This is a genomic window from Gluconacetobacter takamatsuzukensis, assembly GCF_014174275.1.
GTDB lineage: Bacteria > Pseudomonadota > Alphaproteobacteria > Acetobacterales > Acetobacteraceae > Gluconacetobacter > Gluconacetobacter takamatsuzukensis.
This window is the reverse complement of record NZ_JABEQK010000001.1, coordinates 195,647-218,565: the sequence shown is the minus strand read 5'-3', so window position 1 is coordinate 218,565 and position 22,919 is coordinate 195,647. Positions and strand designations below refer to the sequence as shown.

The following is a 22,919-nucleotide window of genomic DNA, read 5'->3' as shown; positions in this document are numbered from 1 at the left end:
AATCGACCAGAATAGATATAGAGTCGTAGCGAAGACGCCATGCACGATGCAGAAGAGACCACGAACGGTACTGAAGAGCATGAGGGCGCTGAACAGCGCCCCACCTCTTCGCATGACGGAGACGCAATGCACCATGATATTCTGGGAGAGACCTCCGCAGCCTTCGAAGGAGGAGTGGCCAGTGGCCACGTCCTGGATCAATCTGAAATCGATAGCCTTCTGGGCGACACATTCGCAGGCCTTCCCGAAAGGGAAGAAAGCGGCATGGAACGTGTCCTCAAAGCTGGCTTCGTAGCGTACGAGCGTCTGCCGATGCTGGAAATCGTGTTGGACCGGCTTGTCCGGCTGTTGTCGTCCACATTGCGTAGCTTCACGAACGATAACGTCGAAATCACCATGGAGAGCACGCGCTCCATGAGCTTTGGCGACTATATGAATACGGTTCCGTCATCCTCGCTCTTTGCGGTCTTCAAGGCCGTTCAGTGGGAGAATTACGGCCTCGTCATTGTCGACTCGTCGCTGTCCTATTCCATCATCGATATTCTGATGGGTGGCCCGCGCGGGATCGGCCATGCCGGATCTGAAGCCCGCCCCCATACCGCGATCGAACGGGCCCTGATCGAGAAACTGATCGTCCTGACGCTCCACGACCTGTCGGCTGCCTTCAGCCCCGTCTGCACGATCGATCTGACATTCGAACGGCTCGAAGTCAGCTCGCGTTTCGCCGCGATCGCGCGCGCATCCAATGCCGTGGTGATGACGAAGCTTCATATCGACATGGAGGATAGAAGCGGCAATCTGGACCTGATCATCCCCTATGCGACGCTCGAGCCCATCCGGGACCGGCTGTCCCAGCAATTCATGGGGGAACGGTTCGGTCGCGACTCGATCTGGGAAAATCATCTCATTTCCGAGATCCTCGAGACCGATGTGCAGATTGCGGCTGTCTTCGAGGAAAGGACCGTTCCCCTTTCAGATCTTCTCCACCTCCGCCCCGGCATGCAGATTGCCCTTCCGTACCAGAACAACATGCCGATCCGGGTGAAGCTCCAGTGCGGACCGACAGCGCTGTTCGAAGGCCGCCTCGGCCAGTTGCACGGCAATGCCGCGGTAAAAATCGAAAAGAGACTGGTTTCGGTAGATAGCCTTCAGGCTCATGCCACTGCCGCTCCGGTATCAAACGAATAACGAGCAGGATCTCCTTCTTCCCCTTTATTGTTCTACCGATCCGGCCATCAAACCGGATCAGACTGGAGACATCTGGCAGATGCTGACACAGATCCAGGTGATCATTGAGATCGTTCTATCGCTCTTCCTGCTCATGGGAATTGTCTACAGTTTTTACCTTAGCCGGATTCTGTCCAACCTGAAGCACGATCGTGCCAGTCTGATCGGGTTGGTCGACAAGCTGGAAGCCAGCGTCAAGAGCGCGGAAGAAGGCGTGGAAAAGCTGCGCATCGCGGGCGAAGTCAGCGGCCGTCCTCTAAGCCGGATCATCGAACTGGCCAGGATCACAGGCACCGAGCTCGACACGGTGGTCGATAAAGCCGATGCCATGGCCCATCGGCTGGAATCCCTGACCATGAAGGCATTACCCCACGAGAGAAAACTCCAGCGACTGCTTGAAGAAGCCGAGGAGGTCGGAATCGAAGCCACCCCTCACACCGCATCGCCTGAGCTGCCTGCCGAGCCGACGACGATGGAGACGCCGCCGATCGATCCCACCGCGCATACGGAGCCGCAGCAGCCGGATGTCGCCCCCTCCCTGGCCGATGCCAGGGAAACAGAGAAACCGACGCCGGCCGATCATTCCGCCGGCGGCGAACCCCTCGCCTGGGCACCGGACAAAAAAGAAGCGATCGCACCCCCCGCGGCCCGCAAGCGACAGCCCCCCGACGCCAAGGCGCCGCCAACAGGCCAGAACCAGCCCAAGGACAGCAGCAATCAGATTCTCCTGTCGGACGGGCAGAAATCGCGGCGATTGAAACGGTTGGAAAAGACGTTCCTGGGCAGATAGGCGAGACGAAAGCGGCGCAATCAGTCGGTCGTTGTCACCAATATCCGCCTATGACGTGCCGCGGCTGGTTGGGACCGGGATCGGCATTGGGCGACCAGGCGCTCCAGTCCCATGCAGCCGTATCGCGCCTGTTCTCCGCGGCCATCGCGGGAATCTCCGGCACACCCTCAATCGGTTTCCGCGTCTTTCGGGCGGTCGTGGGAGCACTCGCGAGCAGCGTATTGTACGCCGTCGGCGACCCCATATACACGCATCCGCATCCGATCGGATCGGCATAGAGATAAACCGGCCCGACCGATGACGGACGATAGGTCAGCTCACCTGGTGCAAGCGTATTCATCATGGCATAGCGTGCCGTCGTATCGGCCACATGCGCGACAAAGCCCGCCTCCGACAACCGCCGTCCCATCTCCAGATAGGGCCTGGCAGGCGAACATCCCGCCACCCCAGCACTGAACAATGCGGCCAGTCCCAATCCAACCGCCCGCGATCGGCCACGAGACAGACAGGCCGCAGGGCCATTTCGTGATGTCATGATTTCCCTGTTCCGGATATCGAGAAACGGGACGCTTTCAGGCATCGTTTTTCCCGTCATATGGATGGCCGCGAAAATTCCCTGTCGCTGCCCCATGCGCCCTGACGGCGGAGCTTGGCGAAGAGAAAATTCCTTCAGGCGTCACTACGCACCTGCAATGCCATCTGCGGTCCGTTCTTCGTAAGATACTGGCCGGATGCCCCATAGCCCGTCGTGCTGTCCGGTTCGTTATCGACGACAATCAGCCGGATCAGGACGTGTTGCGCGTCGATTGCATTTTCCAGCAACGTGCGATTGAGGCGGGCCAGGGTCCCGAAACGAGCCGCCGCCTTTTCGGTCTCCGGCGTCATCAGAGGATGTTTCCCTCCGGCCCCCTCACCCGCATCCGCCCTGTCGGATGAGAGAAGCCGCTCAAGCGCCTCCATTTGCTTCCGTTTATGAGGAAGCATATCGACGACATCGCGAATCCGTCCCGTCTTCAGAAGCTCGTTTTCTTTCTCCAGAACAACACAGACTTTCTGGAAGCCATTCAGGAGGGAAGCGACTTTCCGATCGGGCTGGAAGATCATGATGACTGCGCCTGTTCCTGCATGGCCAATATCTGGCGATACACGCTATCGGCTATACCGATGCCACCACTATTGGCAATCTGCTTGCCCATCTCCAACACCTGCAACGACCGGAACTGCTCTTCGGCCGCGCCGCCGCTGAACATGTTGTCGTCCGTGTTGATCGTATCGAACATAGGCTGCAATAATTCGCCTATGGTCACGCCTTCGAAGGAGACGGCCGTATTGCGGGCCTGTTCCAGCCGGGCACTCTCCTGCTGCGACGACCCGGCCACATCCTGCTGCCGGGTGATCGAAGACAGCGCAGACATGACGCTTCCTACTCCACTCATGCGCTCACTACCTTACTTCGAGATCAGCCTGAAGGGCGCCGTCAGCCTTGATGGCCTGAAGGATGCTGATCATATCCCTCGGCCCCATTCCCAGGGCGTTCATACCCGATACGAGCGTGGAAAGAGTCGGCCCCTCGCGCAAGATCCCCAGACGATGCGAACTGTCGGTACTGGCGGCAATCTGCGTACGCGCCAGAATGGCGGTCGTACCGTTCGAGAACGGGCCGGGCTGGGAGGCCACGGGCGCTTCCGTAACCTGGATCGTCAGATTGCCCTGGGCGATGGCGACCGTGCTGATGCGGACATTGTCGCCCATGACGATCGTGCCGCTCGCCTCATCGACAATGACCTTGGCCATCGTATCCGGCTCGATCGTCAGGTCCCCGATCCGGTAAAGGGTCTCCGCCGCCTCACGGCCGGACAGGTCGATGGCAATGGTGCGCGGATCATCCACCCGCGCCATCCCGCGACCGATGGAACGGTTGATCGCGGTGGCAATCCTGTTCGCCGTCGTGAAGTTGGAATTGCGGAGCGAAAGATGGATAACCCGGGTCGCCCCCAGGTTCACAGGCACCTCGCGCTCGACGACCGCACCATTGGCGATATGGCCGGATGTCGGCACATTCTGCGTCAGGGAGGCACCGGCACCGCCCGCCGAAACCGCATTGGTCACCAGCGATCCCTGGGCGACGGCATAAACCTCGCCATCCGCAGCCTGAAGCGGGGTCACCAGAAGCGTGCCGCCGGTCAGGTCGCGCGCATCGCCGGCCGCCGAGACGGTCACATCGATACGCCCGCCACCATGCGAGAAAGGCGGCAGGGTTGCCGTCACCATGACTGCGGCAACGTCATGCGTCTGAAGCTGCACTTCGCGATCACGGATATTCACGCCAAGACGGTTCAGCATGCTGATCAACGTCTCGCGGGTAAAGATCGTATTCGTCAGACGATCGCCCGTCCCATTCAACCCGACGACAAGTCCGTACCCGACAAGCTGGTTGTCGCGCACGCCTTCATAGTCGACGATATCCTTTACCCTGACCATCGCCGCATCGGCCGGCGAGACCGGAAATACGCCGGCCAGAAAGAAGGCCGTGACGATCATGGCCACAATCCGCCGCGAACGCCTCACGCCCTCACCTCCTGAACGGAAAGGCAACCGAATGGTCCGTCATGCCTGTCAGGCCGGTCGCGATATCTGCTGGCCACCTTGAGGCAATTCCTCATGGACACTGGTCACCTTATGTATTTCGAGCCATGGCGTTCTGCAACATGCCCAAGGGATGCGTCAGAATACGCTGCCGGACCACGACATTCAATGCCCCCGACCGCGAAAAGAGGCCGAAGCCGGCCAGACGGTCCGAATCAGCCGATACAGTACACGCGCAATATTACCTATTTGTTCTACGGTGGTTTTTCAGGTGTGGATCGCCTTCAATAACGGCGCTGGATTCATGCGTGACAAACCATGCGCAGCCAGAAAATCCACTTCATCATGCATGTATTTCAGCAGGATTCATCCGTAGCCGATACGAAAGACACCCGGGCAAGGTTGTGGAACATCCCGGAAATGCGGTAGAGACAGGCATCCGCACATCATGATCGCATGACCAGAAACGCTCATCCCGAACGTCCCGAGACGTCAGGCCCCCGGCCATGGCTCCGCACAAAAGCGGCCCCGTATCGTTCCGCATGGTGGGCGACGGTAGCTGCCGCCGTGCTGGTCCATGCTCCCGGGCCGGCTTCCGCCCGAACGCCCCAGGCCGCCCTCTGCGTGGCGGCGACCGGGCAGGTTGAACGCGCCATGCATATTCCGGAAGGTTTTCTCTATGCCATGGGCCGGGTAGAAAGCGGCCGCCCGGACCCCGACGGCACGATCGCCCCATGGCCGTGGACCATTACGGCTGGCGGGATCGGCCATTATTATCCGACGCGCGCCGACGCCATCGCGGCCGTAGCGACGTTGCGTCTACAGGGTATCCAGTCGATCGACGTCGGATGCATGCAGGTCAATCTGCAACAGCACCCCGATGCCTTCGCCTCTCTCGACCAGGCGTTCGATCCGATGGCCAACACCCAATATGCCGGCCGCTTCCTGCTGCAAATGCACGACAAGACGGGCAGTTGGCCCCGCGCCGCCGCCGCCTACCATTCGCAGACGCCGGGCATCGGCACTCCCTATCAATGGAAAGTGCTGGAGGCCTGGGCGATTCCGCAAGACGGGCAGGACCCACAGAAGCCCCCCCATCCGCTCTTCGCCGGCACGCCGGCCTTCCCGCATCCGGTCATGCCGAAAATGGTGCAGCCGCAAACGATCGCGGATGCCGACCAGCCGGATGGCGAGGCGGAAAGCCTCCCCGCGCCGGCCCGGCCATTCCACCCCTTCCAGGGCTTCAGCCACGTCTCCCAGCCCGTTCTGCGCAGACCAGCAACCAGTGGCATGCGGGGCCGGGCCCTGGCGTCCTACCGGGCCAGTCCGGTCCCCCTGGCCGGACCGACCGGCTGAGGATCGTTTCCGTCAGCTTCCGCGGCGTGCCAGCGGCCTGACCAGTCCCGCACTGCCGCGCCGACCGCGCCCAAAACCGGCGCGAACGATCGTTCCTGCGCCCGGAACAGACGCATGGCCGGATACCAGGGCGACCGATCGCCCGCATCCCCCCACCGCCAGCAGGCATCCCACCGGCTGATCAGCCACACCGGGCAGCCCATGGCGCCAGCCAGATGCAGCGGCGACGTATCGACCGAAATCACCAGATCGAGGTTCGCCACGATCGCCGCCGTGTCGGCCATGTCGCGAACTCCCACCATCGGGTCGCAAACGGCCTGACCCATCCAGCCCGCGATCTCACCGCGCGGAGCGCCGAACTGCAGGCTCACCAGCACTGCATCCACCGGCGTTACCGCCGCCCCCAGCGCCGCCAGCGTCGTCGACCGCCGCTGATCCGCCAGAACATCCGCCGCCCCCTCCCGCCGCTCGCCGGCCCAGACCAGCCCGATGCGCGGCCGGCGCGCCGGCAGCATGGCGGCAAAACGCGCGACATCGCCGGGATCGGCCCGCAGATAGGGAATCGGCGCGGGAATCTCCTGCATCGACATCACGCCCGCCACATACGGCAGGTCCGGAATGGGCATTCCGTAATCGTACCGCTCTTTCTCCCCAATCCATCCCGTTTCATGCACAGAGACCCCCGGATAGGATTGCGCCAGCAGGCGAACCAGAGGGCGGGGTACGAGGATCGTCACCTCCGCCCCCTTCGCCAGAAGATCGGACACGAAACGGATAAACTGGATCGTGTCCCCCAGCCCCTGCTCCTGGAACAGGATGATCCGTCGCCCCGCCACATCATTGCCGGGGCGCAGGCGCGGCAGGGAAAGGTACCAAGCCGTCCCGTCCATGACACTCAGGGCCCGCTCGAAATAAAGCGGCCATGCTTCGTGCAGCCTGCCGGCCTTCAACAGCGTATTGGCATACCCGAAGCTGATTTCCGGCCGTCCCGCCTCAAGCGCCAGAGCCCTTTCATACCAGGGAATGGCTTCAGCGGACCGATTGAGGCGTTCGAGCGCACATCCCAGATTGTTCAGGATCGCCGCCGTCATCGGCCCGCTCTCCAGATACGATTGCAGGCACGCCAGAGTCTGTTCCGGCTGACCGATACGAAGCAACGCCATCGACATATATTCGCAGATCATGGCCCGCTCATCGAAACAGCGCCGCATCAGCGCCGAAAACAGGGCCAATCCCCCTCCGACATCTCCCTTCATCAGCTGGACATACGCATGCAGGACCTGCGCCAGCACATCGTCCGGCCGATGACGATGGACATTGCGCAGCAAGGCCTCGACGATATCGTAACGGACGGTATAGCGCAGCAGCGCCGTCGCAGCGGCCACGCTGAACCGCCAGTCGTTCAACTGATGGGATGCCACCTCCAGCACCAGGCGAACCGCATCGAGCCCCTTCCCGGCAGCAAAAAGCGCGTCGGCCATCCGGACCATCGTTGCCGGCACCGGCGACCGCAGCAGGATCTCCCTGCGGGCCTGCATATCCAGGGCGGAGACATCCATCTCGGGCACAAGCCCCTCCATCCTCTTCCCCCTCATCGCCACCCGGTCCCCAAACGCCGAACCTGACTGCCGCCCCCCTTCAAGATGGGCGCCAGGTCTTCACCCAGATTCGCAAGGCCGCGCCGACCTCCTGCAGAACGGGAGCCAGCGAGCGCTCCCGCGCCCGGAACAGGCGCATGCCCGGATACCATGCCGACCGCTCGCCCGAATCCCCCCACCGCCAGCAGGCATCCTCGCGGCTGATCATCCACACCGGGCAGCCCACGGCACCCGCCAGATGCACCGGCGACGTATCGACCGAAATCACCAGGTCCAGATTCGCCATGATCGCCGCCGTGTCGGCCATGTCGCGCACCGCCCCCATCGGGTCACACAGTGCCTGCCCGGTCCAGCCCGCAATCTCGCTGCGCAGACCGCCGAACTGTAGGCTCACCAGCGTCGCATCCACCGGCGTCACCGCCGTCCCCAGCGCCGCCAGCGTCGTCGAACGCCGCCGGTCCACCAGGGCATCGTCCGACCGCACCCGTTGCTCCCCGGCCCAGACCAGCCCGACCCGCGGCCGCCGCTCCGGCAGCAGGGCAGCAAAGCGCGCCACGTCGCCGGGATCGGCCCGCAGATAGGAAACCGGCGCCGGAATATCGTGCATCGACATCACCCCGGCGATATAGGGCAAATCGGGAATCGCGGCGGCATATGCGTAATCGTCTTCGCGGCCAAACCCGTCGATCTCCCGGACCGTCGCCCCGGGATAAGATCGCGCCAGCAGCGGGACCAGGGTCCGGGGAACCAGAATCGTCACCTCTGCCCCTTTCGCCAGAAGATCGGGCACGAAGCGGATGAACTGGATCGTGTCCCCCAGCCCCTGTTCCTGAAACAGGATGATCCGCCGCCCCGCCACCTCATCGCCAGGCCGCAGGCGCGGCAGCGCCAGGTACCACGCCCCCCTGTCACCGACAGTCAGCTCCCGGTCGAAAAAGCGCGGCCATCCCTCGCGCAACCGGCCCGCCTTCAGCAATGCGCAGGCATAGCCGAACCGTATCAACGCACGCGTCGGGTCCAGCGCCAGGGCCTGTTCGTACCAGGAAAAGGAGTCGGCGGAGCGGTTGAGATGTTCCAGGGAACATCCGATATTGCTCAGGATCGAAGCGTCTACATACCCGCTCTCAAGGCACGGCAACAGGATCTGCAGGCTCTCCATCGGAAAGCCGAATGCCAGCAACGAGACCGACATATAGGTGCAGACCATGGCCTGCTGGGCCGGATAGCGCCGCACCATCCCGGAGAACAGGGCCTTCCCCCCCGCGATATCGCCTCCCGCCATGCGGACATGCGCCAGATAGGCCTGGATTGGAATATGCTCGGGCTGATGGCGCAACGCGTTGCGCAGCAACGTCTCGGCGATATCGTAACGGGATGAATGGGTCAGAATCGTCATCGCCCCGGCAAGGCTGAGCCGCCAGTCATCCAGATGGCAGGACGTCACCTCCAGGATCAGCCGAATGGCCTCCAGCCTCTGCTTCGCGGCAAAGAGCACATCGCCCGTCCGCAGCATCAGCTCCGGCGTAGGCGACCGCAGCAGCGCCTCCCTGCAGGCCCGCACGTCCGGAACCGCGGCATCCACACCAGGCGCAAGATCAGCCATTCCATCCCCCCTCATGCCACTCCCGCCCAATGCAGCGCGCCATCGGGCGCAACCATACGCCCGTGATCGTTCCCTCCCTGAATGTCCGGTCGCGGCCTCGCAACCGCGCCTCCATCAGCGCAGCCGCCAATGCTCCACCCAGTTCCGCAAGGCCGCCCCAACCTCCGCCAGCACAGGCCCCCATGACCGCTCCCGTGCCCGGAACACACGCATGTCCGGATACCAGGGCGACCGGTCGCCCGCATCTCCCCAGCGCCAGCAGGCATCCTGGCGGCTGATCATCCACACCGGGCAACCCACGGCGCCAGCCAGATGCACAGGCGAGGTATCGACCGAGATCACCAGATCAAGGTTCGCGATGATCGCCGCCGTATCAGCCATATCCCGCACCGCGCCCATCGGGTCGCACAGCGCCTGGCCGGTCCAGCCCGCAATCTCTCCACGCGGGCCGCCGAACTGCAGGCTCATCAGCGTCGCATCCACCGGCGTCACCGCCGCCCCCAGCGCCGCCAGCGTCGTCGAACGCCGCAGATCAACCAGCACATGTGCCGACCGCGTTCGCCGATCTCCGGCCCAGACCAGGCCAATCCGCGGCCGGCGCGCCGGCAGCAGGGCGGCAAAGCGCGCGGCATTGCCGGGATCGGCCCGCAGATAGGGAATCGGCGCCGGAATCTCCCGCAGCGACATCATGCCGACGATATAAGGTAGATCCGGAATCGGCAGGGCATACGCATACCCGTCCTCCGGCCCGAAACATCCGATCTGGCGCACCGAAACCGTGGGATAAGACTGCGTCATGAGACGGACCAGCGGTCGAGGCACCAGGATCGTCACCCGCGCCCCCTTCGCCAGCAGATCAGGCACGAAGCGGATGAACTGGAGCGTGTCTCCCAGCCCTTGCTCCTGGAACAGGACAATCCCACGCCCCGCCACATCGTCACCCGGGCGCAGGCGCGGCAAGGACAGGTACCACGGTTCCGGGTCCTCAACGCTCAAAACCCGATCGGCATAGAGCGGCCATCCCGCATCCAGCCGGCCGGCCTTGATCAGCGTGCAGGCATAGCCGAGCCGGATTCCGGCATCCGCCGCATCCAGGGCCAGAGCCTTCTCGAACCATGGCAGGGCTTCCGCCGACCGGTTGAGATATCCGAGCGAACATCCAACATTGCCGAGGATCGCCGACGTCGCGCGCCCGGTTTCAAGGTGAGAGAGCAGAATCTTCAGGCTCTCCCCCGGATGGCCGACATCGAGAAACGAATTCGACATCAATTCGCAGATCATGACCTGCTGGTCCGCAGAGCGATAGCGGCGCAGCATGTCGTCGAACAGCGCATGTCCGCCCGCCACATCGCCGCCCGCCATGAGCACGCGCGCCCGATAGGCCTGCACCAGCAGATTATCCGACTGGAGACGCAGAACGTTGCGCAGCAGGGTCTCCACGATATCGTAGGCGGCGGTCTGGCGCAGGATGACATCCGCCCCGGCCAGACTGAGCCGCCAGTCCTCCAGTTGCCGCGACGTCACTTCCAGAATCAGACGGAGCGCATCAAGGCCCCGCCCCGCGGCAAAAAACGCGTCGCCCATCCGAATCATCGTTTCCGGATCCGGCGCGCGCAGCAGAGCTTCCCGGCACATCTGCACATCCAGGACCAGCGGTGCTTCCTCGCTGATCTCCGCCCCTGCCAGAGTCCGATCCGTCATGCCTGCCACCCGCCACTTTCGGCACCATGACCGTCACCAGGCTGCCGGCATGCCACCCATTTCCGCAAGGCCGCCCCCACCTGCTGTAGAACCGGGACGAAGGAGCGTTCCTGGGCCCGGAAAATGCGCATTCCCGGATACCAGGGCGACCGGTCGCCCGAATTTTCCCAGCGCCAGCAGGCATCCCACCGGCTGACCAGCCATACAGGGCACCCCACGGCACCCGCCAGATGCAGCGGCGACGTATCGACCGAGATCACCAAGTCCAGATTCGCCATGATCGCAGCCGTGTCGGCCAGGTCACGCACGTCCCCCATCAGGTCGCACACGGCCTGGCCTCTCCAGCCCGCAATCTCGCCACGCGGCGCACCGAACTGGAGATTGACCAGTGTCGCCTCCACCGGCGTCAGCGCCTCCCCCATCGCGGCGAGTGTCGTCGAACGCCGCCGATCCGCCAGAACATGCTCCGATCGTGTCCGCGTTTCTCCCGCCCAGACCAGGCCAATGCGCGGCCGGCGCGCCGGCAGCAGGGCCGCGAAACGCGCCACATCGCCAGAATCGGCCCGCAGATAGGGGATCGGCGCCGGGATATCGTGCATCGACAGCACACCGGCAATGTAGGGCAGATCCGGAATCGGCACCGCATAGTCATACCCGTCCTCGCGGCCGAACCCGTCGATCTCACGAACCGACGCCGCCGGATAGGATTGCGCCAGCAGACGAACCAGAGGTTGCGGCACGAGAATCGTCACCTCGGCCCCTTTCGCCACAAGACCGGGCACAAAGCGGATGAACTGGATCGCATCGCCCAGTCCCTGCTCGTAGAACAGGATGATCCGGCGCCCCGCCACCTCGTCGCCTGGGCGCAGGCGCGGCAGGGACAAGAACCAGGCCGCTCCGTTCCTGACGCTCAGGATCCGATCGAAAAAGAGCGGCCATCCCTCGCGCAGCCTGCCGGCCTTCAACAGCGAACAGGCCTGCCCGAACCGGATTTCCGGTCGCGCGGGGTCCAGCGCCAACGCCTGTTCGTACCACGAGACTGCCTCGGCCGAACGGTTCAGGCGGTGGAGGGAACATGCCACATTGTTCAGCATCGCCACTGTCGGCCGTGCGGTTTCAAGATGCGACAACAGGATCTGGAGGCTTTCCGCCGGGTAGCCGGTGTCCAGAAACGACATCGACATATGTTCGCAGATCGTCCCCCGTTCGTCCGGATAACGCTGCATCATCTCGGAAAAGAGGGCACATCCCCCCGCGATATCTCCCCCTGCCATCAGGACATGCGCCAGAAGTGCCTGCGTCTGAATATGATCCGGATGGCATCGGCGCGCATTGCGCAGCAAGGTCTCGACGATATTGTAACTGACGGTATGGCGCAGGATGACATCCGCCCCGGCAAGGCTGACCCGCCAGTCATTCATATGATGGGCCGTCACCTCCAGAACCAGACGGACCGCGTCGAGACCGCGCCCCTCGGCGAAAAGCCTGTCGCCGGTCCGGATGATTTCCTCCGCCGAGGCCGACCGCACCAGGGCCTCCTTGCAGGCCTGAAGATCCAGGGTCCCGCCGGGCGCATCATCATGTCGTTCTGTCATTCCGAGATATCCATCCGCGTCGGTTTCCAGGTCGCCACCCAGGTCCGCAAGGCTTTCCCGACCTCCTGTAGAACAGGGCCGAGCGCGCGTTCCCCCGCGCGGAAGATGCGCATCGTAGGGTACCAGGGCGACCGGTCGCCCGCATCGCCCCAGCGCCAGCAGGCATCCTGGCGGCTGATCAGCCACACCGGGCACCCCAGGGCACCCGCCAGATGCAGCGGTGCCGTATCGACCGAAATCACAAGGTCCAGGCTTGCCATGATCGCCGCCGTATCCGCCATGTCGCGAACCTGTTCCATGGGATCGCACAAAGCCTGGCCATTCCACCCCGCGATCTCGCCGCGCGGGTCGCCGCGTTGCAGGCTGACCAATGCCGCATCGATCGGCGTGAACGCGGCCCCCATTGCCGCCAACGTTGTCGACCGCCGCCGATCCACCAGCGCGTGAATGAGCTGGCTCCGCCATTGCCCTGCCCAGACCAGGCCGATGCGCGGCTGGCGCACCGGCAGCATGGCGGCAAAGCGCGCAACATCGTCGGGATCGGCCCGCAGATAAGGAATCGGTGCCGGAATATCCACGACCGACATCACCCCGGCGATATAGGGCAGATCCGGGATCGGCGTGGCATAATCATATCCCTCCTGCGGCGCCCAACACCCTGTTTCATGGACGGAAACCTGCGGACAGGATTGCCGAAACAGGCGCGCCAGCGTAGGGGCCACAACGACCGCGATCCTGCACCCCCGTGCCAGCAGAAAGGGCACGAAGCGGATGAACTGGATCGTGTCCCCCAGCCCCTGCTCCTGGTAAAGAACGATCCTGCGCCCCGCGACATCATCCCCCGGACGCAGGCGCGGCAGGGACAGGTACCATGCCTCCCGATCCGCAAGCTTCAGATCGCGCTCGAAATAGCGCGGCAAGGCTGCCTGCAACCGCCCAGCCTTGATCAGCGTACAGGCATAGCCGAACGTGATTCCATAATCCGTCGAATCGAGAGCAAGGGCCTTTTCATACCAGGGAATGGCGTCTTTCGACCGGTCGAGACAATAGAAGGCACATCCCGCATTTTTCAGCAGCGTCGGCGTTACCATGCCGCTTTCAAGACACGGCATCAGAATCTGCAGGCTTTCCAACGGGCAGCCGACCTGCAACAGCGCCGTCGACATCTGTTCGAAGAACAGGCTCGTCCCCTCGGGGTAACGGTCCAGCAGTTCCGCAAACAACGCGCGCCCGCCGGCGATATCCTCGCGCGCGACACGGATATGCAGCAGAAGACCATGCGCCGGAATGCTGTCCGGAGCATGGCGCAAAACAATGCCTACGATCTTTTCAGCCAGATCGTAGACGGCGGTGTGGCGTAGAATGAATGTCGCAGCGGCAACACCATGCTGCCAATCCTCCGGATAACGCTCCACCGTCTCCAGCAGCAGGCCGACCGCCTCATCCACCAGCCCTGCGGCCATCAGGTCTTCACTGATCCGCAGGCTTTCTTCCGGCGTCAGGGGCAGCGGCGCGTCTGCCTGAGCCTCTTGGACACGCACGTCGCGTCCCGAAGCAGACATCCCGTCACGCCCTGCATGGTCCATCGCACCCGTTTCCACCATTCATTGTGGTCCCTTCAGGACGGGTGCCATTGCTTCACCCAGATCTGCAAGGCCGCACCGACCTCCTGCAAAGCCGGCACCAGCGAGCGCTCCCGCGCCCGGAACAGGCGCATGCCCGGATACCATGCCGACCGCTCGCCCGAATCCCCCCACCGCCAGCAGGCATCCTCGCGGCTGATCATCCATACCGGGCAGCCCACAGCACCCGCCAGATGCACCGGCGAGGTATCGACCGAAATGACCAGGTCCAGATTCGCCATGATCGCCGCCGTGTCGGCCATGTCCCGCACCGCGTCCATCGGGTCGCACAGTGCCTGCCCAGTCCAGCCCGCGAGCTCCCCGCGGGGGCCGCCGAACTGCAGGCTCACCAGCGTCGCATCCACCGGCGTCACCGCCGCCCCCAAGGCCGCCAGCGTCGTCGAACGCCGCTGGTCCAGCAGGGCCGGGGCGGATTGCATCCGCCGTTCGCCGGCCCAGACCACCCCGATCCGCGGCCGCCGCTCCGGCAGCAGGGCGGCAAAGCGCGCCACGTCGCCGGGATCGGCGCGCAGGTATGAAGCGGGCGCCGGAATGTCCCGCTCCGACATCACGCCGGCAATATGGGGCAGGTCCGGAATGGGAAGGATATAGTCATATCCCTCCTCCCGCGCGAAGGACCTCGCCTCCCGCACGGATGCCCCCGGACAGGATTGCGCCAGCAGCCGGACCAGGGTGCGCGGCACCAGGATCGTCACCGCCGCCCCCTTCGCCAGAAGGTCGGGCACGAAGCGGATGAACTGGAGCGTATCCCCCAGCCCCTGCTCCTGGAACAGGATGATCCGCCGCCCCGCCACCTCATCGCCAGGCCGCAGGCGCGGCAGGGCCAGAAACCACGCTGCCCGGTCACCGGCGATCAGGTTGCGCTCGAACAGGCCGCGCCGGGCATAGAGTGCCCAGCCTTCGCCGAGCCTGCCGGCCTTGAGAAGCGCGCACGCATATTCGGACTGGGCCGCCGCTGCTCCCGCCGCATCCAGGGCGACCGCCCTCTCGTACCACGGAATGGCTTCCGCCGAACGATTGACGCACAGCAGCGCGCAACCGACATTCTTCAAAAGCAGCGCCGTCGCCTGCCCGGTCTCCAGATAGGATTGCAGGATCTTCAGGCTTTCCATCGGATAGCCAACCTGCAGCAGCGACGTGGACATGTATTCGCAGATCGCGGCCCGCTCGTCCGGATAGCGCCGCATCATCCCGGAGAACAGGGCGCACCCGTCCGCCACATCCCCGCGCGCCATGCGGACATGGGCCAGAAACGCCTGTGCCTGAATATTGTCCGCCTGGCACCGCAAGGCATTGCGCAGCAGGCTCTCGGCGATATCGTACCGGACCGTATAGCGCAGGATCGCCATCGCGGCGGCCAGGCTGAACCGCCCGTCATCCAGATAGCGGGACGCGACCTCCAGAACCAGACGGACCGCCTCCACCTCCTGTCGCGCGGCGAAGAGCATGTCGCCCACCCGGCTCATCATGTCCGGCGTCGGCGACCGCAGCAGGGCCGTCCTGTACGCCGTGACATCCAGTAGTTGCGCCGCTCCAGCGTCGGCTGCCCCTTCCGCCGTCATCCCGCTTTCCGTCATCCGCACCCGTGCCGTTCCGCCTGTCATCAGGACGGACGCCAGGTGTCCACCCAGGTCCGCAACGCCGTGCCGACTTCCTGCAGAACGGGAGCCAGCGAGCGCTCCCGCGCCCGGAACAGGCGCATCTCCGGATACCAGGGCGACCGCCCGCCCGCATCTCCCCACCGCCAGCAGGCATCCTGGCGGCTGATCATCCACACCGGGCAGCCCACAGCACCCGCCAGGTGCACGGGCGAGGTATCGACCGAGATCACCAGGTCCAGATTCGCCATGATCGCCGCCGTGTCGGCCATGTCCCGCACCGAACCCATCGGGTCGCACAGTGCCTGCCCGGCCCAACCCGCAATCTCGCCGCGCGGACCGCCGAACTGCAGGCTCACCAGCGTCGCATCCACCGGCGTCATCGCCGCCCCCAGCGCCGCCAGCGTCGTCGAACGCCGCAGATCCATCTGCATCTGCTCGCACTTGGCGCGTCGCTCGCCGGCCCAGACCAGGCCGATCCGCGGCCGACGCTCCGGCAGCAGGGCAGCAAAGCGCGCGATATCGCCGGGATCGGCCCGCAGATAGGGAATCGGCGCCGGAATCTCCCGCAGCGACATCGCTCCCCCGATATAGGGCAGATCCGGAATGGGAGCGGCATAGTCATAGCCGTCCTCCCACCCAAACCCGTCGATCTCGCGGACCTGAGCCTCGGGATAGGATTGCGCAAGCAGACGGACCAGGGGCCGGGGCACCAGAATCGTCACCCGCGCCCCCTTCGCCAGAAGGTCGGGCACAAAGCGGATAAACTGGAGCGTATCCCCCAGCGCCTGCTCATAGAACAGGATGACGCCGCGCCCCGCTATTTCATCGCCGGGATGCAGGCGCGGCAGCGACAGGTACCACGCCGCCCCGTCCAGGACGCTCAGGGCCCGCTCGAAATAAAGCGGCCATGCCTCGCGCAACCTGCCGGCCTTCAACAGGGTGTAGACATAGGCGAACCTCGTTTCGGATTGCGTCGAATCCAGCGCGATCGCCTTTTCAAACCACGGGAGCGCCTCGGCCGAACGATTGAGACGTTCGAGGGAACATCCGACATTGGCCAGAATCGCCGCCGTCGCGGGGCCGGTTTCCAGATGCGACCGCAGGATCTTCAGGCTCTCCATCGGATAGCCGATTTCGAGAAATGACATGGACATCTGCTCGCAGATCGCGGCCCGCTGGTCCGGATAGCGTTGCAGCAGGGCGGAAAACAGGGCGCATCCCCCCGCGACATCGCCCTTCAGCATGCGGACATGCGCCCGCAGCCCCTGGCCCACCACGACATCCGGCCGGCATCGCAGGGCAATGTCCAGCAGACTGTCCGCAACATCGTACCGGATCGTATAGCGCAGGACCACCGTCACGCCGGCCAACGCCAACAGCCATTCATCCGGAAGACGGGACGCCACCTCCAGAATCAGGCAGATCGCCTCGTCCCCCCGCCGCGCGGCAAAGAACGCATCCCCGGTCTGGAACATCAGGTCCGGCGTCGGCGACCGCAGCAGGGCGTCCCTGCTGGCCGCAAAGTCCAGGCTGGTGGTGCCCCCACCGTCTACCGGGTTCGCCTGCGCCCCGTCCGCCATGTCAACTCCCGCCATCAACCGTCCCGCAGGAATCATTTTTCACGCCTTGCTCTGGCCCGACTATAACGGTACTGGTCGTCAATACAAACCAGGCCCAAGCAATATATCCAGACGGCAACCGGACCGGCCGACGGTCATGGGCGCCATGCCGCAACGGATGCGTCACGGGCACACGAAAGGGAATGCGGCACCTTGGACCCCGCCGAAGGCATGACCGTCGCGCCATCCGGCAACGGCAAACTGGCTGAACGCACCGCTGTCGCGCGGCAGAAATTTTCGTCGCTCCTGTCCAGCGGCATGGGCGGCCTGGGCTCGATCTCCTGGCGCTCCCTGATCCCGGGGACGGATATCGGCCTGGCGGTCGGCGTGCTGCTGCTGCTGTCCCTCCTGATCATTCCGTTGCCGACGGCCATCCTCGACATGGGCCTGTCCCTGTCGATCACATTGTCGGCCCTCGTGCTGATGGTGTCGCTGTTCCTGGAACGACCGGTGGAATTCACCTCGTTCCCCACCCTTCTGCTGCTGACGACCCTTTTCCGGCTGTCGCTCGAAATCGCCACCACGCGCCTCATCCTCAGCCATGGCAGCGAGGGCGCCTATGCCGCCGGCCACGTGGTGGCGGCCTTCGGCGGGTTCCTGATGGGCGGCGACGTGGTCATCGGCGCGATCGTGTTCTGCATCCTGCTGGCGGTGAACTTCATGGTCATCACCAAGGGGTCGGGCCGCATCGCGGAAGTGGCGGCGCGCTTCTTCCTCGATGCCATGCCGGGCAAGCAGATGGCGATCGACGCCGAACTGTCGTCGGGCGCGATCAACGACCGGGCAGCCCGCCAGAAGCGCAAGGAACTGGAAGAGGAAAGCACTTTCTACGGCGCGATGGACGGTGCCGCCAAATTCGTGCGCGGCGACGCGATCGCGGCGATCATCATCACCGTCATCAACATCATCGGCGGCCTGGCCATCGGCGTGCTCCGCCACGGCATGCCGCTGAGCGAGGCCGCCAGCACCTTCACGACCCTCACGGTCGGCGACGGGCTGGTGTCGCAGATTCCCGCCCTTCTGGTCTCGACCGCCGCCGGTATCGTGGTCACCAAGGGCGGCACGGACGGCTCGGCCGACGTCACGCTGGTCCGGCAACTGGCCGGCAACCCCAAGCCGATGGCCATGGCCGCCGTCCTGGCCACGCTCTTCGCCCTGATGCCTGGCCTGCCCGCCTTCCCGTTCCTGACCATCGCCGCCCTGGCCGGCGCGGGCGCCTGGTGGCGGCGCAAGACGCCCATCAAGAGCAGCGACGGGGACATCACCGAAACCGCGCCCCAGCAGCCGGCCTCCGCGCCCATTTCCGAAGTTCTCAAGCTCGACCTGCTGCGCCTCGAACTGGGATTCGGCCTGCTGCCCCTGACCAGCGGCGAGAACTCCCAGCTGACCGAGCAGATCAAGGCCCTGCGCCGGACGATCGCCACCGAAATGGGGTTCGTGACGCCCCCCATCCGGATCCAGGACAATATTCTCCTGCCCTCGGAGAAATACATCATCAAGCTGAAGGAAATCGAGATCGGCTCCGGCGAGGCCAAGCCCGGCAAGCTCCTGGCCATGAGCCCCTCGGGCGGCATCCCGCCGCTGCCCGGCGACAAGACGACCGAGCCCGCGTTCGGCCTGCCCGCCGTATGGATCGACCCGTCGGTCAAGGGCCGGGCCACCGTTCTGAAATGCACCGTGGTCGATCCGGCCAGCGTCATCGTCACGCATCTCAGCGAACTGGTCCGACAGAATCTTCCGGACCTCCTGACCTATGTCGCCACCCAGTCCCTGCTCGACGAACTGCCCCGCGAGCAGCAGAAGCTCGTCAACGACCTGATCCCGTCCCAGGTTACGCTGAGCACGGTGCAGCGCGTCCTGCAATCGCTGCTCGCCGAACGCGTCTCGATCCGCGACCTCCCGACCATCCTGGAAAGCATCCAGGAAGGAAACGGAATGGGGCTGCGCGGCGTGCAGAACCTGGCCAACCATGTCCGCATCCGCCTTTCCCGGCAGATCTGCCATGGGCTGGAAGGCGCCAACGGCTATATTCCCATGATCACCCTGTCCCCGGACTGGGAAAGCGAGTTCCTGACCCATATCGCAGGACAAGGCGAAGAACGGCGCCTAGCCATGCCGCCCTTATTACTTAACCAGTTCGTCGCAAAACTGCGGGAGACCTTCAATACCGTCTCCACCAATGGCGAAATGCCGGTCATCGTCGTCTCTTCTCCAGTACGCGACGCCATGCGCTCGATCGTCGAACGCGTCCGGCCAAGCGTCCCGGTCCTCTCGCAAGCCGAAATCTACCCGCGCGCCCGCATCAAGACCATCGCGACGATTACGTAATCCCCTGCAAAAGGCGCTTTTTGCCGGCCACCACCACGATACAGGCACAGCTGCATGGTTCTTTATTCATATTGATCGGCAAGACGATATGGCAATACCATGGGGAACCCCGTATAACGAGCCGACACGCATCGTCGCTGCCCTTCTGCGCGTCACGTCAGGGCAAATCAAGGAAACAGGCTGATGGCCATCTCCTCCGTTTCTCCGGTTACGCAATATCTGACTGCCGTAAAGGACGAAGATACGGCAGCGGCCACCTATGCCCAAACCGATGCGACGACCAAGCGAGAGATTGCCGAATTCCAGAAAGACGCCCCTTCGATTACCTCGGCCAGTCAGCTCCTGAAGAACTACTCGGCCCTGCAGGTTGTCCTCGGCGCATACGGGCTCAGCTCGATCGCTGGCGAAACGGCCGTCATCCGCGACCTGCTGACGCAGGACCCGACATCCTCCACTTCCCTGGCCGCGAAGTCCGGCAACGCGACGTGGATGGCCTTCGCCGATGCCTTCAAGGTGTGGGGACAGAATGGCGGGGAATCCACCACGTCGCCCTTCACCAGCGGCGACACCACGCAGGTCCTGAGCACGACCTACACGCCGACCCAGACCATCAAGATGGATACGACGCTGCCCGCAGCGAACGCGACGGGGCAAAGCTACACGACGGCCGCGGTCACCGCCTACGATGCCTCGTCGGAAGCCCACCAGGTCGCCCTGAAATGGACCCAGGATTCCAGCAATCCCCTGGTCTGGACCGTCAGCGCCTATGATGCGGAGGGCAATGCCACGGTCGGCGCCAATGCCTACCAGGTAACCTTCAACGCCAACGGCACCCCGGCTTCCGTCCTCAACACACTGACGGGCGAGGCGGTCACCTCGACAGGCGATGTCAACCTGCCTATCAGCCTGACCAATCTCACCACGGAAAAGTCGCAGACGGTCAATCTCGATCTCGGCACGTTCGGCACGTCCGGCGGGGTCACGCTGGCAGCCAGCCCATCCTCTGACGTCATCGGCACCGTGACCAGCCAGGCCGCGACGACAGCCGTCTCGCTGGAATCGACACTCCCCTCCGCCGGCAACCTGAGCCAGACCTACACGACGGCACCGATCTCGATTTACGATTCCAGCCTGGCATCCCATTCGGTCGCCCTGAAATGGACGCAGGATTCCAGCAATCCTCTCCTGTGGACCGTCAGCCCCCAGAGCACGGACGGCACGCTCAGTTCCACTTCCTCCTATCAGGTGCTGTTCAACAGCGACGGCACCCCAGCTTCGGTGACCAATGCCACGACGGGGGCCTCTGTCTCGGCGGATTCCTACGGGGTGCTTACCCTGCCCATGACCCTGACCAACAGTTCGGATCAGTCGCAGACCGTCACATTCTCCATCGGCGCAGCCGACACGGCCGGCGGTGTCACGATGGCTTCGGCCGCCTGTCAGGTGGGCAGCATGATCACCGGCACCGGAAGCGTCGTCGGCCAGACCGGTTCGACGACCACCAGCCTCTCGCTGGACACGACCCTGCCCACCTCCCAGGGAACGGGCCAGATCTACACGACCGCGCCGGTCACGGTGTACGACACGCAAACCAACGCCCACGCGCTCACGTTCAAATGGACGCAGGATTCCAGCAATCCTCTCCTGTGGACCGTCACGGCCAACGGCACGGACGGGACCGCGTCAGTCGGCACGACATCCTATCAGGTCACCTTCAATGCCGACGGGACGCCGGCTTCCGTCGCGTATACGGATCCCACGACAAACCTGCCGGTCACGGAAAATTCCGGATCGCTCGACATTCCCGTCACGCTGACCGATTCCTCCGGCAACACGCAGACAATCCAGACTTCGCTGGGCACGGCCGGTCAGGCGGACGGCGTCATCGTGACGACGAGTTCCTCTTCCGATGTCAGCGGCACGGTCAGCAGCACCGCGACAACGACTGCCGTTACACTGGTGTCGACCCTTCCTGCCGCCAACACCACCAACCAGACCTATACCGCCCCCGTCACGGTGTACGATTCCACCCAGCAGGCGCAGCAGGTCGACCTGAAATGGACGCAGGATTCCAGCAATCCTCTGCAATGGACCGTCACTGCCGAGGACGGAAGCGGAAATTCCCTCAGCACCTACAGTTATGAAGTCACGTTCAATGCCAACGGCACCCTGGACACCGCCGCCGATTCAACCGGCGGATCGATTTCGGCAGCTACCGGCAGTCTCAACCTGCCCTTCAGCCTGAACCTTCCCGGCGGCTCGCAGACGATCTCCTTCAATATTGGGGCTCCCGGCGGATCGACTGGCGTCACGATGGCTCCCGTCGTCGCGTCGGACGGCTCAAAAACCAACCTGACGCTGCCGTCCACGACTGTGGGAACCGTATCGGGAACAGGCCAGAGCTACGTCACGACGCCGTTCGACCCCAACGAGGCGTGGGATGACGCGAACAACGTGCCGTCCTCCAGCCGAACCTACCTGTCCGTCAAAATGGTCCAGAACACGTCCTCTCCTTCGACGTGGCAGGCCTATATCATCGATCCTTATGGATCGGCGGTTACGAGTTCCGCCGTCAATCTGACCTTCAACAGCTCCGGCGCCCTCATGCAGGTCAACGGCAGCTATTCGCAGTCGATCCCCTCCCTGCAGGCCAGTGTCAAAGGCGTCACCTACACCGTCAATCTCCAGGCCCCCAGCCTTTCGACCTCGACCATCAGCCCGAGCGAGACGCTGACGAGCGACAGCACCGTTTCCAATACAGTGGACGGCATCAGCGTCGGCCAGACCCTCGCCAATTTCGAAAAGACGCAATACGAAAACAATACCGCCAACCAGGATAGCGGTGTCGGCGACGCACTCTATTTCACCCGCACCATGGGCGCCGGCAAGATCACGGACCTGGCCGGACTGATGTCCGACAGCACCCTTCTGAAGGTCGTGGAAGTCGTCAACGGCTACGATCCGGATCAGTTCGGGGTCCTGGATTACGACCAGCAGGTCCGGCTGCTGCAGAACAAGGTCGATTTCAGCAAACTGAAGACCACGCAGCAGATCCAGCAATATGCCGAACGCTATCTCGCCATGCTGCAGATCAATCCGCCGTCGACGGACAAGCCGGCGTCGATGATGGATCTGTTCGGCGGCGGCAGCAGCAATTCAGGCATCGTCTCCCTGTTCGGCGCCGGCAGTTCTTCTTCGTCGAGCAGCCTGTATTCGAGTATGTTCTGACAATTACAGTCTCGCGCGGGCATGCACCGCCTGATGGAATAAAC

At 63.8% G+C, this 22,919-nt stretch carries 16 protein-coding genes; 5 read left to right on the top strand and 11 right to left on the bottom strand.

Going from position 1 to position 22,919, the window contains the following annotated elements:
- The first annotated feature begins 39 nt into the window (after window positions 1-39).
- Window positions 40-1,188 (top strand): flagellar motor switch protein FliM, encoded by a 1,149-nt coding sequence (gene fliM / locus HLH27_RS00970; RefSeq protein WP_182947224.1) that lies wholly within the window; start codon window positions 40-42, stop codon window positions 1,186-1,188.
- 79 nt (window positions 1,189-1,267) lie between these two features.
- Window positions 1,268-2,017, top strand: coding sequence for a DUF6468 domain-containing protein (locus HLH27_RS00965; protein WP_182947223.1), 750 nt, complete (start codon window positions 1,268-1,270; stop codon window positions 2,015-2,017).
- Between the two features lie 34 nt (window positions 2,018-2,051).
- Here HLH27_RS00965 and HLH27_RS00960 read toward each other — a convergent pair whose 3' ends face one another.
- The 4 genes from HLH27_RS00960 to HLH27_RS00945 form a co-directional block, all read right to left on the bottom strand.
- On the bottom strand, window positions 2,052-2,597 hold the full coding sequence (locus tag HLH27_RS00960) for a hypothetical protein (RefSeq protein ID WP_246375277.1): 546 nt from the start codon (window positions 2,595-2,597) through the stop codon (window positions 2,052-2,054).
- 89 nt (window positions 2,598-2,686) lie between these two features.
- Complete coding sequence (locus tag HLH27_RS00955; RefSeq protein WP_182947222.1) at window positions 2,687-3,121, bottom strand: hypothetical protein; 435 nt, start codon at window positions 3,119-3,121, stop codon at window positions 2,687-2,689.
- A complete protein-coding gene (locus HLH27_RS00950; RefSeq protein WP_246375275.1) occupies window positions 3,118-3,432 on the bottom strand; it encodes a rod-binding protein in 315 nt (104 codons plus the stop codon). The genes HLH27_RS00955 and HLH27_RS00950 overlap by 4 nt, the downstream gene beginning before the upstream one ends.
- A gap of 28 nt (window positions 3,433-3,460) precedes the next feature.
- Window positions 3,461-4,558 (bottom strand): flagellar basal body P-ring protein FlgI, encoded by a 1,098-nt coding sequence (locus HLH27_RS00945; protein WP_182947488.1) that lies wholly within the window; start codon window positions 4,556-4,558, stop codon window positions 3,461-3,463.
- 699 nt (window positions 4,559-5,257) lie between these two features.
- On the opposite strand from HLH27_RS00945, the gene HLH27_RS00940 reads away from it, so the two are divergent.
- Complete coding sequence (locus HLH27_RS00940) at window positions 5,258-5,959, top strand: transglycosylase SLT domain-containing protein (RefSeq protein WP_246375273.1); 702 nt, start codon at window positions 5,258-5,260, stop codon at window positions 5,957-5,959.
- Here HLH27_RS00940 and HLH27_RS00935 read toward each other — a convergent pair.
- The 7 genes from HLH27_RS00935 to HLH27_RS00905 form a co-directional block, all read right to left on the bottom strand.
- On the bottom strand, window positions 5,917-7,554 hold the full coding sequence (locus HLH27_RS00935; protein ID WP_246375272.1) for a tetratricopeptide repeat protein: 1,638 nt from the start codon (window positions 7,552-7,554) through the stop codon (window positions 5,917-5,919). The genes HLH27_RS00940 and HLH27_RS00935 overlap by 43 nt on opposite strands.
- 43 nt (window positions 7,555-7,597) lie before the next feature.
- The gene (locus HLH27_RS00930; RefSeq protein WP_246375270.1) at window positions 7,598-9,160 is read right to left on the bottom strand and encodes a tetratricopeptide repeat-containing glycosyltransferase family protein; all 1,563 of its coding nucleotides are present in this window, start codon (window positions 9,158-9,160) and stop codon (window positions 7,598-7,600) included.
- A gap of 114 nt (window positions 9,161-9,274) precedes the next feature.
- Window positions 9,275-10,861 carry a tetratricopeptide repeat-containing glycosyltransferase family protein gene (locus HLH27_RS00925; RefSeq protein WP_246375268.1) on the bottom strand — a complete coding sequence of 529 codons (1,587 nt, stop codon included), beginning with the start codon at window positions 10,859-10,861 and terminating at the stop codon, window positions 9,275-9,277.
- The gene (locus HLH27_RS00920) at window positions 10,858-12,456 is read right to left on the bottom strand and encodes a tetratricopeptide repeat-containing glycosyltransferase family protein (RefSeq protein ID WP_246375265.1); all 1,599 of its coding nucleotides are present in this window, start codon (window positions 12,454-12,456) and stop codon (window positions 10,858-10,860) included. The genes HLH27_RS00925 and HLH27_RS00920 overlap by 4 nt, the downstream gene beginning before the upstream one ends.
- On the bottom strand, window positions 12,453-13,997 hold the full coding sequence (locus tag HLH27_RS00915; protein ID WP_338029809.1) for a tetratricopeptide repeat-containing glycosyltransferase family protein: 1,545 nt from the start codon (window positions 13,995-13,997) through the stop codon (window positions 12,453-12,455). The genes HLH27_RS00920 and HLH27_RS00915 overlap by 4 nt, the downstream gene beginning before the upstream one ends.
- Before the next feature lie 77 nt (window positions 13,998-14,074).
- The gene (locus HLH27_RS00910) at window positions 14,075-15,703 is read right to left on the bottom strand and encodes a tetratricopeptide repeat-containing glycosyltransferase family protein (protein WP_246375263.1); all 1,629 of its coding nucleotides are present in this window, start codon (window positions 15,701-15,703) and stop codon (window positions 14,075-14,077) included.
- Window positions 15,703-17,295, bottom strand: coding sequence for a tetratricopeptide repeat-containing glycosyltransferase family protein (locus HLH27_RS00905; RefSeq protein ID WP_246375261.1), 1,593 nt, complete (start codon window positions 17,293-17,295; stop codon window positions 15,703-15,705). Before HLH27_RS00905 ends, HLH27_RS00910 begins: the two co-directional genes overlap by 1 nt.
- A gap of 282 nt (window positions 17,296-17,577) precedes the next feature.
- Here HLH27_RS00905 and flhA point away from each other — a divergent pair, with 282 nt between their 5' ends.
- Complete coding sequence (gene flhA / locus HLH27_RS00900) at window positions 17,578-19,647, top strand: flagellar biosynthesis protein FlhA (protein WP_246375347.1); 2,070 nt, start codon at window positions 17,578-17,580, stop codon at window positions 19,645-19,647.
- Window positions 19,648-19,830: 183 nt separating this feature from the next.
- Window positions 19,831-22,875: a DUF1217 domain-containing protein gene (locus HLH27_RS16920; RefSeq protein WP_220790220.1), complete on the top strand. Its 3,045-nt coding sequence runs from the start codon at window positions 19,831-19,833 to the stop codon at window positions 22,873-22,875.
- Window positions 22,876-22,919: the final 44 nt, after the last annotated feature.